The 15,843-nt window shown below is 38.0% G+C and carries 16 protein-coding genes; 10 read left to right on the forward strand and 6 right to left on the reverse strand.

Annotated elements, in window-relative coordinates; all coding sequences use genetic code 11:
* Positions 1-75 precede the first annotated feature (75 nt).
* On the forward strand, positions 76-1,563 hold the full coding sequence (locus tag CXF64_RS18850; protein ID WP_101217808.1) for a dipeptidase: 1,488 nt from the start codon (positions 76-78) through the stop codon (positions 1,561-1,563).
* A gap of 42 nt (positions 1,564-1,605) precedes the next feature.
* Here CXF64_RS18850 and CXF64_RS18855 read toward each other — a convergent pair whose 3' ends face one another.
* Positions 1,606-2,382 (reverse strand): EAL domain-containing protein, encoded by a 777-nt coding sequence (locus CXF64_RS18855; protein ID WP_101217770.1) that lies wholly within the window; start codon positions 2,380-2,382, stop codon positions 1,606-1,608.
* A 218-nt stretch (positions 2,383-2,600) separates the two neighbouring features.
* On the opposite strand from CXF64_RS18855, the gene CXF64_RS18860 reads away from it, so the two are divergent.
* A complete protein-coding gene (locus tag CXF64_RS18860; RefSeq protein ID WP_010555348.1) occupies positions 2,601-2,786 on the forward strand; it encodes a 2TM domain-containing protein in 186 nt (61 codons plus the stop codon).
* 84 nt (positions 2,787-2,870) lie between these two features.
* Here CXF64_RS18860 and CXF64_RS18865 read toward each other — a convergent pair whose 3' ends face one another.
* From CXF64_RS18865 to CXF64_RS18875, 3 genes are all read right to left on the reverse strand, one after another.
* The gene (locus CXF64_RS18865; protein WP_024593544.1) at positions 2,871-3,308 is read right to left on the reverse strand and encodes an OsmC family protein; all 438 of its coding nucleotides are present in this window, start codon (positions 3,306-3,308) and stop codon (positions 2,871-2,873) included.
* 130 nt (positions 3,309-3,438) lie between these two features.
* Entirely contained in the window at positions 3,439-3,573 is a 135-nt protein-coding gene (locus CXF64_RS18870; RefSeq protein ID WP_076916399.1) for a DUF2256 domain-containing protein, read from the reverse strand.
* A 2-nt stretch (positions 3,574-3,575) separates the two neighbouring features.
* Positions 3,576-5,099 carry a cryptochrome/deoxyribodipyrimidine photo-lyase family protein gene (locus CXF64_RS18875; protein WP_101217771.1) on the reverse strand — a complete coding sequence of 508 codons (1,524 nt, stop codon included), beginning with the start codon at positions 5,097-5,099 and terminating at the stop codon, positions 3,576-3,578.
* 120 nt (positions 5,100-5,219) lie between these two features.
* Here CXF64_RS18875 and CXF64_RS18880 point away from each other — a divergent pair, with 120 nt between their 5' ends.
* The 6 genes from CXF64_RS18880 (at position 5,220) to CXF64_RS18905 (ending at position 12,299) form a co-directional block, all read left to right on the forward strand.
* Complete coding sequence (locus CXF64_RS18880) at positions 5,220-5,828, forward strand: flavin reductase family protein (protein ID WP_101217772.1); 609 nt, start codon at positions 5,220-5,222, stop codon at positions 5,826-5,828.
* 43 nt (positions 5,829-5,871) lie between these two features.
* On the forward strand, positions 5,872-7,803 hold the full coding sequence (locus tag CXF64_RS18885) for an alpha/beta hydrolase family protein (protein WP_101217773.1): 1,932 nt from the start codon (positions 5,872-5,874) through the stop codon (positions 7,801-7,803).
* A gap of 75 nt (positions 7,804-7,878) precedes the next feature.
* Positions 7,879-9,546 (forward strand): YHYH protein, encoded by a 1,668-nt coding sequence (locus tag CXF64_RS18890; protein WP_101217774.1) that lies wholly within the window; start codon positions 7,879-7,881, stop codon positions 9,544-9,546.
* Positions 9,547-9,555: 9 nt separating this feature from the next.
* Positions 9,556-10,086, forward strand: coding sequence for a hypothetical protein (locus tag CXF64_RS18895; protein ID WP_101217775.1), 531 nt, complete (start codon positions 9,556-9,558; stop codon positions 10,084-10,086).
* Positions 10,086-11,531 carry an ATP-binding protein gene (locus CXF64_RS18900; RefSeq protein WP_024607582.1) on the forward strand — a complete coding sequence of 482 codons (1,446 nt, stop codon included), beginning with the start codon at positions 10,086-10,088 and terminating at the stop codon, positions 11,529-11,531. Before CXF64_RS18895 ends, CXF64_RS18900 begins: the two co-directional genes overlap by 1 nt.
* Positions 11,532-11,624: 93 nt before the next feature.
* Positions 11,625-12,299 (forward strand): response regulator, encoded by a 675-nt coding sequence (locus CXF64_RS18905; RefSeq protein ID WP_101217776.1) that lies wholly within the window; start codon positions 11,625-11,627, stop codon positions 12,297-12,299.
* A gap of 27 nt (positions 12,300-12,326) precedes the next feature.
* Here the strand turns inward: CXF64_RS18905 and CXF64_RS18910 are convergent, their stop codons facing one another.
* Positions 12,327-13,184, reverse strand: coding sequence for a PA4780 family RIO1-like protein kinase (locus CXF64_RS18910; RefSeq protein WP_007376869.1), 858 nt, complete (start codon positions 13,182-13,184; stop codon positions 12,327-12,329).
* A gap of 311 nt (positions 13,185-13,495) precedes the next feature.
* On the opposite strand from CXF64_RS18910, the gene CXF64_RS18915 reads away from it, so the two are divergent.
* Both CXF64_RS18915 and CXF64_RS18920 read left to right on the forward strand, forming a co-directional pair.
* Entirely contained in the window at positions 13,496-13,771 is a 276-nt protein-coding gene (locus tag CXF64_RS18915) for an EF-hand domain-containing protein (protein ID WP_007581281.1), read from the forward strand.
* A gap of 12 nt (positions 13,772-13,783) precedes the next feature.
* A complete protein-coding gene (locus CXF64_RS18920; RefSeq protein ID WP_101217777.1) occupies positions 13,784-14,239 on the forward strand; it encodes a hypothetical protein in 456 nt (151 codons plus the stop codon).
* Positions 14,240-14,327: 88 nt separating this feature from the next.
* On the opposite strand, the gene CXF64_RS18925 is transcribed toward CXF64_RS18920, so the two are convergent.
* Entirely contained in the window at positions 14,328-15,707 is a 1,380-nt protein-coding gene (locus CXF64_RS18925) for an FG-GAP repeat domain-containing protein (RefSeq protein ID WP_101217778.1), read from the reverse strand.
* Positions 15,708-15,843: the final 136 nt, after the last annotated feature.

The raw sequence follows: 15,843 nt of genomic DNA on the forward strand, positions 1-15,843 counted from the left end.
GCGTAAAGAGCTATAAGTAAGCGCTTCATAGCGTTATAATTACCGCTCTTAGTTATTAATTAAATGGGAATTGTTTTGAAAAAGTTAGCTTTAGCCAGTATTGCTTTATTTGCGTTTGGTGCTCATGCGCAGTTAAATAAAAATATTGATAGCGTTGCCGATTACGCAGTAAATACCTACCAAAATGCTCAAATACACACACTAACTAACTTAGTGGCTTTTCCGACCGTTAATAAAAGCGACATTACCGCTCCTCAAAATCCCGATTTTATTGGCTTTAAAGCACTGTTAAAAATGAAAGCCGCAGAGCTTGGTTTTGACTACCAAGATTTAGGCTACACCGTTTTAATTGGAATGGGCGAGCAAAGCGAAAAAGTAACGGTAGTAACCCACGGCGACGTGCAACCTGCTAATGCTAGCAAATGGAAACAAAGTCCTTTTATTATTGATACATCTGAACCGGGAAAATTAGTTGGTCGTGGTACGGAAGACGATAAAGGTGCAATAGCAACAGCGCTTTACGCCATGAAAGCAATTAAAGATAAAGGCATAACCCTTAATAACCGAATTGAGCTTATGATTTACCTTGCTGAGGAGTCTGATTGGGGTCCGCTTACTCAATTTATGAAAACGTATGAACAACCAAAATATGCAGTAACGATTGATGCGTCATACCCTGTAGTGGTTGCTGAGAAAGGCTGGAGTTTAATTGCGCCTACCTTTAATGCAACATCGCCACAAACGGGTGTGTATGTAAAGGATGTAACTGGCGGTGCGTTTAGAAGCCAAATTCCAGAAGACGCCAGCTTAGTACTTCACAATGCAGACGCTGCACTTATTAATACATTAAAAGCAAAAGCCAAAACATTAAATAAAGTTGAGTTTAACTTTAGTGAAAAAAGTAATGGTTTAGCAATAAGCGTTAAAGGTATGTCGGCGCATTCATCTGAGCCAGAGTCGGGTATAAATGCCATTGCCTATTTAGCTGAGTTATTTAAAGGCGTGGAGCTTGAAAATAACAGTGACGGCGAGCTAATCGACTTTGTGAATCAGTTAATTGGTTTAGACATTCACGGTAAACAGTTTGGCGAAATAGCTTATAAGCACGACTTTATGGGTCCGATGACAGTGGCACCAACCGTTATTGAGCGCGATGGTAATGCGCTAACACTTGCTGTAAATGCACGTCGCCCTATGGGTAAAGACGAAGCTGTATTACAAAAGCAAATTGATGATGCGCTAGCTAATTGGCAAGCCACTAACAATGTAACGCTTGCCAACATAGAAACAATTATTGGCACACCTATGCTGCTTGATAGCGCGCCGCATGCGCAAAAGCTGCTTGATATTTTTAAGCATTTTACGGGCGACGAAAAAGCTGACTTTGTATCAATAGGTGGTGGCACTAACGCCAAGCTGTTTGATAACGCGGTATCGTTTGGTCCTTCAATGCCAGGTAAACGCTACACAGGTCATTCAGAGCATGAATTTATGACCATTGAGCAACTTGAGCTTAATTTGCGTATGTACACAGCGATGATGATAGAGCTGGGTAATATGTAATTTATATTTAGATGCAATAGAACTAAAAATAGGTGTTGGTTATTAGTCAGCACCTATTATTTCAAAATTCACGTCTGGCAAGCTTTCAAAACTAGGTTTTGCAAATAAATACCCTTGCATAAGCTCAACACCTGCGTTTTTAAGCCATGTATATTCTTCTACTGTTTCAATCCCTTCAGCCAGTGCGATAATATTTAAATCGCGAAACATATTTAAGCAATGAGTTACTATTAATTGGCGTTTTTTGTCGTTGCTTATATCGCGTATTAGCGCCATATCCAGCTTAATAATATCTGTTTGAAAGTCAGCCAGCAGATTTAAACCAGAATAACCTGCACCAAAGTCATCAGTGGCGGTTTTAAATCCGAGAGACTGATAGTAATCAACAACGCGTTTAATGTGTGCGGTGTCTTCTATTTTTTCTACTTCAGTAAATTCAAACATAATATTTTGAATTGGGAAGTTATACTTTTTTGCAGCTTCTAGTGTGGTGCGTATACATCGCTCAGGTTTATAAATAGCATTAGGTAAAAAGTTAATGCTTAGCATTGATGTTATGCCCAGCTTTGAGGCTAGTTGAATGGCTTTAATGCGGCAAAGCTGATCAAATGCATAGCGGTTGTCTTCATTCACTTTTGAAATGATTGAATAAGCAGACTCGCCATTTAAACCTCTAACCAGCGCTTCATAGCCATAAATAAGATTAGTTTTACAGTTTATAATCGGTTGAAAAGCCATAGAAAAATCAAATTCGAGATCGTTAGCGTCAGCACAGTTACTACACGTAACTTTTTCACAATCTTTTGATTTTTCGCTCATTTAGCTCATCCTTTTATGTTTATTTGTTTAGGTTAGTTGAGATTAGATTCTAACACAAATAGATTAAAGTATTGTTTTTTATGTTTTTATACATAATAAATAACTATGTAATTAAATGAAAAGTGATGACTAATGTCAGATCACTTAGTGACATTTAGCAGGTGTGTACGTTGCTTATTAAAACAATAATAGCGACATACATTACTTGGAGAATATAAATGAGCAATACAGTGACATTAGGCAAAAAAATTAAAGGATATTTACTTATTTTAACTTTGCTAAGCGTTATAAATTTACTAACTTCGCCTAGTTATATATGGGTAGTATGGCCAGCAATTGGTATGGGAATAGGGCTTGTAGTAAGTACTTTGAGTAGGAATAAACCTAAAAATACTTCTTTATAATAAGCAAGCCAAGTAATTACTTACTTGGCTTTTTTAGTAAGGAACTGTCTAAACAGTTAAGTCTAAATAGTTAAGTCTAAATATTTAAAATGCTGATTGAAGTGTCGCATCTAGTGATATTTCGGTATTTAAGAGCTTGGAAATAGGGCAGCTCTTTTTGGTTTGCTCACATAAGGCTTGAAACTGTTCGTTTTGAATATCATCAATACGCGCTTTTACCTCAAGGGCAATATGCGTTACTGAAAAACCGTCATCTACTTCATCAAGGCTTACAGTGGCTTTAGTATCAATTTTATCTGCGGTAAAGCCTGCATCACCTAATGCAAGCGAAAGCGCCATACTAAAACATGCACTGTGCGCTGCACCTACTAATTCTTCAGGATTTGAGCCTGCCTCATCTTCAAAGCGGGTATTAAAACCGTAAGGTTGTTTGTTAAGCGCGCCACTTTGAGTTGATATGCTACCTTTGCCTGTTTTAATATCGCCAGACCATGTTGAACTAGCCGTTTTTTTAATAGTCATCATCTTCTCCTTGCTTGAGTGTAAGCTTTTCAGGTTAGCTAAGCGTTATTTACAAAATAAACTTATATAAAGCCTTAAAAGCACTAATTACTGATGATGTTGCAAAATAGACGCCAGTTAATTGTTACTCTTATTTATTACGCCTGCAGCGCTCTGAACAGAAAATAACGTTATCCCAGTCGCGCTGCCATTTTTTACGCCACGTAAAAGGTTTATTACAAATAGGGCATATTTTTTGAGGTAAGTTTAGTTTTTTGTGCGCCATGCTTACTCAGCCTTACTGTTACTTTTAGTATCCGTTTTACTTTTTGTTCGAGTAACTTTTTGAGTACCCCCAACGTGCTTTTTAAGAATCCTCCCTATGGCGCGTTTAACATCGGCTCGCTCACGGTATTGCCATAAGCGTTCGCGTGCTTCTTTTGAGGCTGCTGTTAAATCAAGCATCGGTTCGGGATAATCCTCCCCTAACTTAAAGTCGTTAAAGAGTGCCTCCATCGGAGTTTGCTCCCAAGGCTGATGTAAATATTCAATAGGGAGTTTTTCAAGCTCGGGGCACCACTTTTTAATAAACGAACCAGTTGGGTCTTGATCTTCTGATTGTTTAATTGGGTTGTAGTGCCTGATGGTGTTAATGCCTGTTACCGAGGCTTGCATTTGAATTTGCGGATAGTGAATTCCGGGCTCAAAATCTAAAAAGTAATTAGCGAGAGGAAAGCTTGCTTGCTGCCAACTTATATTTAAATGATGCGTTACAAAGCTTACAAGCATGGCGCGCATTCTAAAGTTTATATAGCCGGTGGCTTTTAAGCAGCGCATGCAAGCGTCAATAATGGGAATACCTGTTTGACCTTGCGCCCAGCGTTCAATATCGTTTTTAACATGTTCATCATCACGATACGGAAATACATGATAACCCGGATTAAGGGCTAAAAACTCCATAGAACATTCGCTCTCAAACTTTTGCATAAAGTGGCAGTGCCAATGCAAGCGCGATACAAACGCAGCAAGCGGGCGCTTCCAGCCTCTTTTTTCAGGGTGTTTTGAATGATATTCATCAATGGCCATTTGATACACTTGCCTAAGGCTAATATTCCCCCACGCTAAATACGGCGAAAGTCGGGAGCAATGAGTTTGGCTTAAGCTTGGGCTCGATATTCCTTTTTGATAACCTTTACCGCGCTCGGCAAAAAAGCTCTGCATTACAGTTCGCGCATGCAGCGGGCCACCTTGTTGAAAGCTGTCGTGATCTTGCGTGTAAGCGCTTGGCAGCTCAGGTGCTTGATAGTTATTGAGGGTAATTGTTTTTATACTCTTCCAATTAGGAACAGCAATAGGTGCTTGCATTGTTTGCTGCCAGCGTTCGTTCCAATTATTACGATTTTTTTTGCCGCGAATAACCGCGCCTGTTTGCGACTCTTGCCAGTTAATGTGGTTATGCTGGCACCATGCTTTTATTACTTTATCGCGCTCAAAGGTGTTGTTTAAGCCTATTTCTTGATGGCTAAAAATATTAACTATTTCAAACTGTGCCTTTAACGATTCAAGTAAATCGTTCATATTTAAATTAAAGATATAAACACAGGCGTTAAAACGCGCTAGCTGATTATTTAACTCAACTATTGATTGATACACAAAGCGCCAGTGCCGCTCATTGTAGTGTGCATCTTCGAGCAATAATGGCTCAAAGTTATAAAGTAATAGGGTAGGTAAGCCATTACTGAATGCATTTTTTAATGGTTGATGATCGCTAAGACGCAAATCACGTTTAAACCACACGATGTTTATTTTCATATAATTTGTTTATTGCTTTAAATAGAGATAAAAATTAGCTTGTTATTTAACTGAGTCAGCCAAACCTATACGTAACTAACTTGAATTAAGATTTAGTTTTAATGTATTAAAAGGAAAAGTATGTTTTTAGATTTAACTGTAAATAAAGAGCTTAATGTTTATTCGTATTTAGTTGGCGGGATCAGCCCTCGTCCAATTGCATGGATAAGTACATTAAGTAGCGACGGTGTGGCTAATATTGCTCCTTACTCATTTTTTACAGTAGCGAGTTGTAACCCACCAGTATTGAGTGTGACGCAAGTAAATCCACGCGATAAACCAAGTAAAGATACATTAATTAACTTATTAGCGACTAAAGAATGTGTGATTAACATTGTGAGTCATGAGCAGGTTGAAAAAATGAATCAAAGCTGTGCTAATTACCCTAGTGATGTTAGTGAGTTTGATGCTGCAAATATAACTAAAATTGATAGCCAAATGGTCGCAGTGCCGAGTGTTGCTGATTCAAAAGTACGCTATGAGTGTAAGCTACGTGAAGTTATTACTATTTCAAGCGAGCCTGGCGGCGGACAAATGATGTTGTTAGACATAGTGGGTATTTGTATAGACGATGAAGTGATGAGTGGTGGCTATATTGACCCTGAATTATTAAATGCAGTGGGCAAAATGGGCGGCGATTACTTTAGTACAACCAAAGATAAGTTTTTGCTTAAAAGGCCACAGTTGTGAAATAATAGTTTACTTAGGAATATAATAATAAAAGGATTTACGAATGTTTAAGTTCATTTTCACTTTGTTAATTGCTTTGCAAAGTTTTGGCTCTTTTGCCACACAAGATAAAAAACTACCTATAGAAGTTTTTGCAGGCTTAAAAGATTTTAGCCAAGTTAAGCTATCTCCCAATGGTAAGAACCTCGCTTTTGTAAGAAACCATCAAGGGACTTTAATCTTAATGGTTAAAAACTTGGAGACAGGGGTTACTACACCAATTATAAACTCAAATAACCATACAGTGTTTTTTGATTGGTATAACTGGGCAAATGATGACGTATTATTGCTTGGTGCTCGTTATATAAAGTATCAGTTTGGCGGAGTTAAATATACATCAACTCTTATGTATGCGTATAACTTTAAAAATGATAAAGGTCTTAAATTAGCTTTTAAAGCCAACACAGTAAGAGATGAAATCCAGCCACAATATTCAGACCGAATTGTTAGTTTTTTACCTGAAAAAGAAAATAAAATTTTAGTTGAGGGGGATTTTAAAATAGCAAATACCCCAGCTGTTTATGAGTTGGATTTAACTACATTACGTAAGACTCAAATACAAAGGCCACGCAGTAATGTAGTTACTTGGTTTGCCGACCGGCAAGGTAAAGTTCGTATTGCAAAAAAAATGGACGATACGCAATTTACTTACGATTATTTTGATGAGAATAGACAGTCGTGGGATACTTTATTTGATTATGAGGTTTTTAGTGAGCAAAGTATTTCTATATTAGGGTTTGATAAAGACTCTAATTTTTTATACATCACTGCGTTACATGAAGGGCGCGATGCATTATTTAAACTCAATTTAACGACTAAAGCTCGCGAGCTAATTTACAGTAATACTAAATATGATTTTGATGGGTCTATTTTTTATTCACAACAAACCGGAGAAGTTGCTGGTTTTACTGATTCCCATTTAGATGATGGTATTAAATATTGGGATAAAGACTTAGACAAATTACATCGTTCTTTGCGTGTATCGCTCCCTAAAGATGAATATAAATTAAACATTGTAAGTACCAGTAAAGATCAGCAAAAATATATACTTTATATCAGTTCAGACAAAACGTCTGGCAGTTATCTATTTGGGGATAGAGTTAAAAAGCAGGTGAGTGCAATTGCTGATGTTTATCCGAAAATAGATGCCTCGGTATACAGAGGCAAAAAGCGCATTAGCTATAAGGCAAGAGATGGCTTGAAAATAGAAGGCTATTTAACTCTACCTGTAGAATATAAAGAAGGTGATAAGTTACCAACAATTATATTTCCACATGGCGGCCCTATGGCAAGAGATTATGCTAACTTTGATTACTGGACTGCTTTATTAGCCTATAACGGATATGCTGTTTTACAGCCTAACTTCCGTGGTTCAAGTGGCTATGGGTACGACTTTTTAATGCAGTCAATTCAAGGTTTCGGTTTAGCTATGCAAGATGACTTGCAAGACGGTGCAAACTGGTTAATTGATCAAGGAATAGCGCATGCTGATAACATTTGTATAGGTGGTGCTAGCTATGGTGGCTATGCAGCGTTAATGGCTGTAATTAAGCACCCAGAAACGTTTAAATGTGCGGCTAGTTTTGCTGGAGTAAGTGATTTAGAGTATTTAGTGAGTAAAGCACGATACTTTACAAACAAAAATATTGTTAGAAAGCAGTTTGGAACTGATGATGATTTGCTAGAAGCTAATTCTCCGGTGAATTTTGCTAAAAAAATAACTAGACCAATATTACTTGTACACGGAACTGATGACAGTGTTGTACCTGTTTACCATAGTAGAGAAATGCAGGATGAACTTGATGATGAAGGAAAAGATGTTACTTATATTGAGCTTGAAGATGGTGACCATTACTTATCTTATCAAGAGCACAGAGTTAAAACTCTTCAGGCATTTTTAGACTTTTTTGATAAACATTTAAAAAATAATAAATAGCCAAACTCCAGTTAAATAGCAAAAAGACAACTTGGGTTGTCTTTTTTGATCACAATCTTCCTTAGTTTGTGCACATTGTTTGCACTTTTACTTGTTAACTTTGTTTTATTAAACGTTAAAGTAAAGGTTCAAACATTGAAAACACTTCTTAAAACAAAAGCCTCTAATGTAACTAAGTTATTTGCATTAAGCGCGCTTTGTATCGCTTTAAGCGCATGTAACAGCGATTCTACAAGTACTACAACAGACGGCGAAACGGTCAGTAATAGTGCTCCAACGGTTGACGCCGGTATTGACCAAACTGTTAATGCGGGCGATACCGTTTATTTAAGTTCAACAGTTGAAGATGATGGCGAAGTATCTGTTAGCTGGTCACAAACATCAGGCACTACCGTTAGCTTATCTTCAAGTACTGCAACGTCTACTGAGTTTGTTGCACCTGAGGTATTAACCGATGAAGCACTTGTATTTGAAATCAGTGCAGATGACGGCACAAACGATGTCGTTGTAGATACCGTTATAGTTAATGTTATTGCTTCATCAGACTCAGGCTCAGACACTGGTGCAGTTGATAATAGTGCAAAACTTACCAGCTGGTTAATTAACAACGATACAACCTCTACTTATATACAAAACAATGGCGCAGTGGTTGAAGATGTTCAATCAGTTGAGGTTGTTACTGTTACTGAGGAAGATGCTGACGTTGAATACATGTATGTGCAAACAACTGACATTCCTAAATATGACGTAACGCTTACACAAGACCAAGTAGACGCGTTAAATAACCGCCCGCGTGCAGCTACCGATTTTTATAACGGTGTAACCTCAGCAGCAGTAGGGCAAACCATTTCGTTTGGTGAAGATATTGGCTATAACAGCAGTACTGAAAACTGTGATGACACAGGCGGTGCAGGCTATTGGCCTCCAGGACCAGGTTGTCCGACAGAACAAACAGTTGAGGCGTATTTTCCGATAACACCTACCGATTTATCTGACACTGAAACTTGTGAAACAGGTTTAGGTACAGTTGGCTTAATGGTTAATGGCACCAGTATATTTAACTGGGGCGATGGTATGAGCTACGGTAATAATATTTGGTATACATTAGCGCCCATTGCTGAGCAATACGATGTTGATGTGTGTGGCGGACATGCTGCTAACGGAGAATATCATCACCATTTTTACACGAGTTGCTTAGCTGATTTACTCGAAGATGATGGCGATGCGCATTCACCTATTTATGGGTTTGCAGCTGATGGCTATCCGCTTTATGGTCCTTATGAAAGTAACGGTCAACTTGCATTAAGCGGCTGGGAAATGCGTGATTATGGCGCGTCAGAAAGTGAAGGTGGTTGTGGTACTGAAGGTGAGCGAAGCTGTACTTTAGTCGATCAATACGATGTTAGCCAAGGCACACAAACAAGTGATGCAGGTCCTGCTATTGGCGCAGAAGTAACGACGCTCTCTGGTAATACATTAAATGCCGACGATGGGTATTACTTTGAAGATTTCTACTACGCACAAAAAACAGTAACCGGTGCTCAATTAGATGAGCATAACGGCCACGATACTAACGATGGCAAGGGTTATCACTACCATATAACACTAACGTTAGACAGCGATGGTAAATTACAGCCTTCTTTCCCTTATCAAATAGGGCCTCGTTTTAAAGGTCAATTAGCCGATAATTCAATTGGTCGCTGTGATACGGGCGAAACAATGGGTCCACCACCGGGAATGTAAGGAGTAACTATGCGTTATTTTAAATACGCATTGATCCTAACTACTGCTGCGCTATTGAGCTTTAAGCTCTTTGCGCAGCAGGAAATGATGGATCATAGCCATATGCCTATAGCAGTGCCAAGTGATACGCCAATTCCTGCATTAAGCCTTAAGTTATTAAAAGATAGTATGTCGGGTTATAACTTAATTTTAGATACGCAGCGCTATGATTTATCTGTACCCCCTGAGGGTGCAATGAACATGCAGCAAATGATGAGCGTTACTACAAACGATGACACGGGCTTTTTACAAGGTCATGCTCATTTATATATAAATGGGGTTAAAATACAGCGAATTTACGGACATGCATTGCATTTACCTGCTAACTTATTTAAAAGTGGTATAAATACCGTATCGGTTACTTTAAATAATCATAGTCATATGTATTGGACCGCTCAGGGCAAAAAAATAGTTGCTACGCTGTATGTTAACGATCAAACCAAAGAGTTTATAACATACCGATTTGAAAGCTTTCCTAGCAAGGTTGAAAACACGAATTAATGAAAATTCATAATAAACTTTTTTTAATACTATTTAGTTTTACCTTTAGTGTTATTGCAGGGCTAGTAGTACTTATACAATGGAGTATAGGGCAAGGCGTAATTGATTTTGTTAATGCAAAAGAAGTAAAAGCGCTTGAACCACTTGTCGTGCAACTTGCAAAGCAATACGAACAAAACCCCTCATGGGAACGTGTTGTTGGCAATGGCGAAAATTTTAGAAAACTTATTGAATCGCAGCTAGAAAATAGCCAGTTTTTACCTAGGCCACCAGAAGGTCCAGGCCCCAGAGGGGGAATGATGCGACGCCCGCCACCCGATCATATTCGTTTAGGGGGAGAGCGCCGCCTACCACCTGAAAATATTGCTCACTACGCTTTGCTTGATGAAAATAAGCAGCGAGTAGTGGGTAGATACCTCAGCGATTTAAAATATATAACAACCCCAATTACAGTGGGCGATAAAACAGTGGGTTACTTAGCTGTTTCCAAAAGAGATAGCTTGGTTGATGGTTATGAGCTTGATTTTTTACAGCAGCAAACTAACTACTTATGGTTTATTGCTTTAGCTGCGGTATTGCTTACATTACTAGTTACCTTTTTATTGTCTCGTCACTTAGTTAGTCCAGTAAAGCAAATTGCTAACGGTATGCATCGCTTAACGCAAGGTAATTACGAGACTAAGCTTACGCTTGAGCGAAAAGACGAATTAGGCCAATTAAGCGAAGATTTTAATATCCTTGCATTTACACTCGCTAAAGACGAGCAAGTGCGCAAACGCTGGCTTGCCAATATTTCTCACGAGCTTAGAACGCCAATGAGTATTTTACTCGGTGAACTTGAAGCTATGCTACTTGGCATACGTGAGCCTAATGCAAAAAATATTAACTCGGCTAACGACGAGGCATTGCATTTAAAACGCTTAATAGATGATTTGCATATGCTCAATAGCGCAGAGTTAGGGGGTATGCATTACACTATGCAACCTACTGATATGGCTTTATTATTAAATACTATTGAGCAAAAATATCAGGTTATACTTGAGCAGCACAATATAAAAATTTACTTACTCAATAGCGCTAAACACATAACTGTACAAGCAGATAAAACCCGACTTTTGCAGCTGCTCGATAATATTTTAATGAACGCGGTGCACTATGCACAATGCACCACTATTTCATTAACGGCTAATAATATAAGCATTAAAGGGCAAACCTACTTAGAGCTTATAATTGAAGATAATGGCGTAGGTGTAGAGCAGTCGCATTTATCGCATTTGTTTGAGTATTTATATCGAGTAGATAGTTCGCGTAATCGCCAAGAGGGCGGTTCGGGCTTGGGCTTATCTATTTGCCAACATATAGTTAAAGGCCATAATGGTGAAATAGCTGCTGAAAAAGCCACTCTAGGCGGTCTTGCTATTATTATTAGGCTACCAACTATTTAGCTTTAGTTGATTCATATAAAAAGTACGTAACTTGAACTTTGTTTGATATGGTATTTTTATCCTAAGTTTGGATTACTAATAACAGAGAACTCTATGAGCGAACAAATACTGATTGTGGAAGATGAAGTAAAGCTAGCTAACTTAATGAGTGACTTTTTAAGTAGCCATCATTTTGTTACTCATCAAATACATCACGGAAATGAAGTATTACCTTGGCTTGAAATTAACAGGCCGAGCGTAATTTTGCTCGACATAATGCTACCAGGTCAAAGTGGTATTGAACTATGTAAAGCAATCAGGCGCTTTTCAAATGTGCCTATTATTATGGTATCGGCAAAAGTAGAAGAAATAGATAGGCTGCTTGGACTTGAGTTAGGTGCAGATGATTATATTTGTAAGCCGTTTAGTTATGCTGAGCTGGTGGCGCGAGTTAAAGCTATATTAAGGCGATTAAGTAACGCAAGTGATGTTACAGAGTCAACAATGAAGCTCGACGAGAGCACCTACAGCGTAAAATACAAATCAAGCAGTATAGAGCTAACGAACTTTGAATTTCAGCTATTTAAACCTTTGTTTAACAACCCAAATCGTATTTATTCGCGCGATAGTTTAATGGACACTATGTACGCCGATCAGCGTATTGTGAGCCATCGTACTATTGATAGCCATATTAAAAAGTTGCGTAAAAAACTAGATGAAGTGACACAAACTGAAAGTGTTATTCAGTCTGTTTATGGGGTTGGCTACCGATTTGTGCACCCGCAGTAAGAGGTATTAGTAAGCTATGACGATGAGCTATTCATCATCGTCAGCATTTTTAATTCGCTCTAAACGGTCAAACTCTTCGTATTCGGCAGCTTGAATTTCATCAAGAATAGAATCTACATCAGCAAGTTCATCGCTGTCTTCAAATTCACCTGTAAGCGTTGAATTAGGCGTTAAATTGGCCTCTTCAAATAATGCCCACATTTCTTTAGCGTATTGAGTTTTTAGTATGCTTGGCGCAAATTCACCATAATAGCGGCGTATGTTATTTACATCGCGTGCAAACATAGCTTGTGCACTGTTATTTGCTGAAGCGTTAACTGCTTGCGGTAAATCTATAATTACAGGGCCGTTATTATCTACAAGTACATTAAATTCAGATAAATCGCCGTGTATTATACCTGCGCAAAGCATAAGCTTAATGTAATGCATCATGAGTTTATGCTGCTCAATCGCTTGCTCTTCACTAAAAACGACATGTCCAAGTTGAGGGGCTACGTTACCGTCCTCGTCCGAAACGAGTTCCATAAGCAGCACGCCATCAATACAAAAGTAAGTATCAGGAACACGTACACCCACGCCAGCTAAACGAGATAACGCATCAACTTCGGCATTTTGCCAAATCTCTTCTTCTAATTGACGGCCATAGCTAGAACGTTTACCCATAGCACGCGCTTGGCGTCCACCACGTACTTTTCGGCCTTCTTGGTATTGTGCCGCTTTTTTAAAGCTACGTTTAACCGCGTCTTTATACACTTTTGCACAGCGAATGTGCTCACCACAGCGGACAATAAATACATCGGCTTCTTTACCGCTCATTAGTCGGCTTATAACTTCGTCAATAAGGCCATCATCAACAAGGGGTTGTAGGCGTTTAGGTATTTTCACAGATTGCCTGCTAAGTAGGGTTGGTTATTAATCATTATTTATGAAAGTGCTCTGTATTTGTTTGTTTAATTGGCTCAAGCAGTATATCAGCTTTGAGAATTAAGGGCAGTAACACTACTGCCTGAGAGTAATTAATCGTATTATTTTATTAGCTTATATATTGATTGCAAAGCAATCAACCAGAACTTTTTAAATAAGCATTTAGATTACTATTTTTTATTAAAATAATTTATTACTTCCTCATTATTTGCACATTGTTTGCGTTTTTAAAGCGTAAGCTTAGTTTAATTCTTAAATACGAGGTTATTACTATGAAGCATTTTTCAACTCTTGCCACTGTGGCAATATTATCTATTGCTTTTTCAGCTAATGTAGCTGCTCGAGGCGGTGACAATCCTCCTGAAAAACCTGACTTTTCAACTATTGATACTGATGGTGATGGCGTAATTAGCTTTGAAGAGTTTAGTGCTAAAAAACCGCCACACGGCGATGCACAAACAATTTTTGATTCTATAGATGCCGATGGTAATGGCGAAATTAGTGAACAAGAACTTAGCGATCATAAACCACCTCGTCGTGAACGCTGAAAGGATACTAAAATGATTAATAGTATTAACAGTAGTTCTGCGAATTTTATGCCGCAACAAAGTAGTCAGGCTGCAAAACTAACAACAGAGCAAAGCGATTTTGTTAAAGAAACGCTTGCAGAGTTTGACGCTGAAAACTTAACCGAAGAAAACGCGCAAAGTATTCAAGCGGCATTTAAAGAACAAGGTATTGAACCAACAAAAGAGCTTGCTGATTTAATGAGCGAACTTGAGTTTGATGCTAAAAGCATTGGTGATGCAGGACGAGTGGAAGGTCAAAGACCGCCACCGCCGCCACAGAACTCATTAGAATCAGTAGATACAGACGAAGTAGTCAGCTACTTAGATGAGCTATTAACTGAGTATTCAAGCCAGTTGTCTGATGAAGATAAAGAATCAATCCTTGCATCAGTGCAAGAGAAGTTTGGTTTAAGTGAAGGCGATTCACTGCTAAATGTAACTGCTTAGGTGTTATAACTTAGAGTAAAGCTGACTGTTACTCGAAAGTCTTAAGTCCAAAGCCCAACGGTTAACTCTGTTGGGCTTTTTTATTGGCTTAATTTAAGCGTGTTTCTATTTTGCTGGTGCCATCTTCTTCGGTAAATTTAAATACAAAATCTTTTTTACCGTCTTGGTTTATATCTACCAGAAGAATATCTTTATTATTTTTAGGCAGTGTTAGTTTTAATTTTTTACGTTTATCATTTAGGAGTGAGTCTTGCTCTCCGTAATAAATATACAGCGTTTTTTTACTGTATTTGTATACTGCGTCAATATAGCTGTCGCCGTTAATATCACCTAAATATAGGGCTGGCTCGGAATCATCGCCGTTCATTCCTACTTCCATTTCTAAATCAAGTTCTATACTCGATTTATTGGCAAATGAGCCGTCGGGTTGCTGCTTATAAATGTTCATTTCTACATCTACATCAGTACTGCCACCGCCCAATGCCATAGACGCAATAGTACCTAAGCCAATATCTAAATCCATTTTTTGTAAATCAATTAAGCCATCATTATTAAAATCAGTTTTGAGCAATAACTCACTAGGGCCTTGTGTTTCAAATAAGGTAATGGGTGTATTACTAAAGCCTTTAGCACTTCCTAGGTACAAAGTATGTGCTATTTTTATATCTAACGAATCCATACCTTGCGTTGGCTTAAACTGTCTAGTTGTAAAATCTAGAAATCCGTCGTTATTAATATCAATAATTTGCTTTATTTTGCGAGTTTCGCCATTGCTTAGCTCGCCTAATTCGATGTTAAAATCAATTGAGGTGAGCTTTTGCTCAAAGCCTTCTGGATTAGCAAGTAGTACATCTGCTCCAAAGTCATTTGAAAAAACCAAGTCGCTTAACCCGTCGTGGTTAAAATCAATAACGACGGGTTTATTGTTAATATTAACTTCTAGAGAAAGCCCTTTTCCTGAAAAGCTGCCTTCATACATAGGTGTTTGTTTAAATTTGTTAGGCTTAAAGCTGCCATCTTTATTTTGAATGTATAAAGTACTGCTTGCTAACCCAGGGATGAAAATATCGCTTAGACCGTCGTTGTTGGCATCGAAGACAAAGTCTACTTTTTCAAATTTATCTATTTTTAATTGATTTAGAACCGACTCATAATTAAACAATAGTGTTGGTTTACCAGCATGGGCTTTGTATACGCCATCACTTGTTAGTACGAGTGCTTGTTTATCGGTAATGTTAGCAAGTGTAGCCACATCAAACCCGATGGCATTTTTTGGTAAAGCAAGTTCACTACTTAGTGATGTGAGTAAATTGATGGCTTCTAATTGTTTTGATTCTTTATTATATGCAAATAAAATCTCTGAATCGGTTGATACTAATTCATCCGTTGTTTTTATTGCCATTGTTTGAGCTATAGCGCTAATGGGGGTAAGTAAAGTGATGAGTGAATAGCAAAGTGGTTTTATCATGCAAATCCCTTTTTTATATTTAGTTGTATCGTTACATTTTTATTATTTAAGCAGCGTCAGCGCATAATTTTACGTACTATCCAGCGCTGGGGCTTTTTCGTTTAAACGTAATATACATATGTAAGTTGGATTATAT

Origin of the sequence: Pseudoalteromonas sp. GutCa3, assembly GCF_002836155.1 — a bacterium.
Taxonomy (GTDB): Bacteria; Pseudomonadota; Gammaproteobacteria; order Enterobacterales; family Alteromonadaceae; genus Pseudoalteromonas; species Pseudoalteromonas arctica.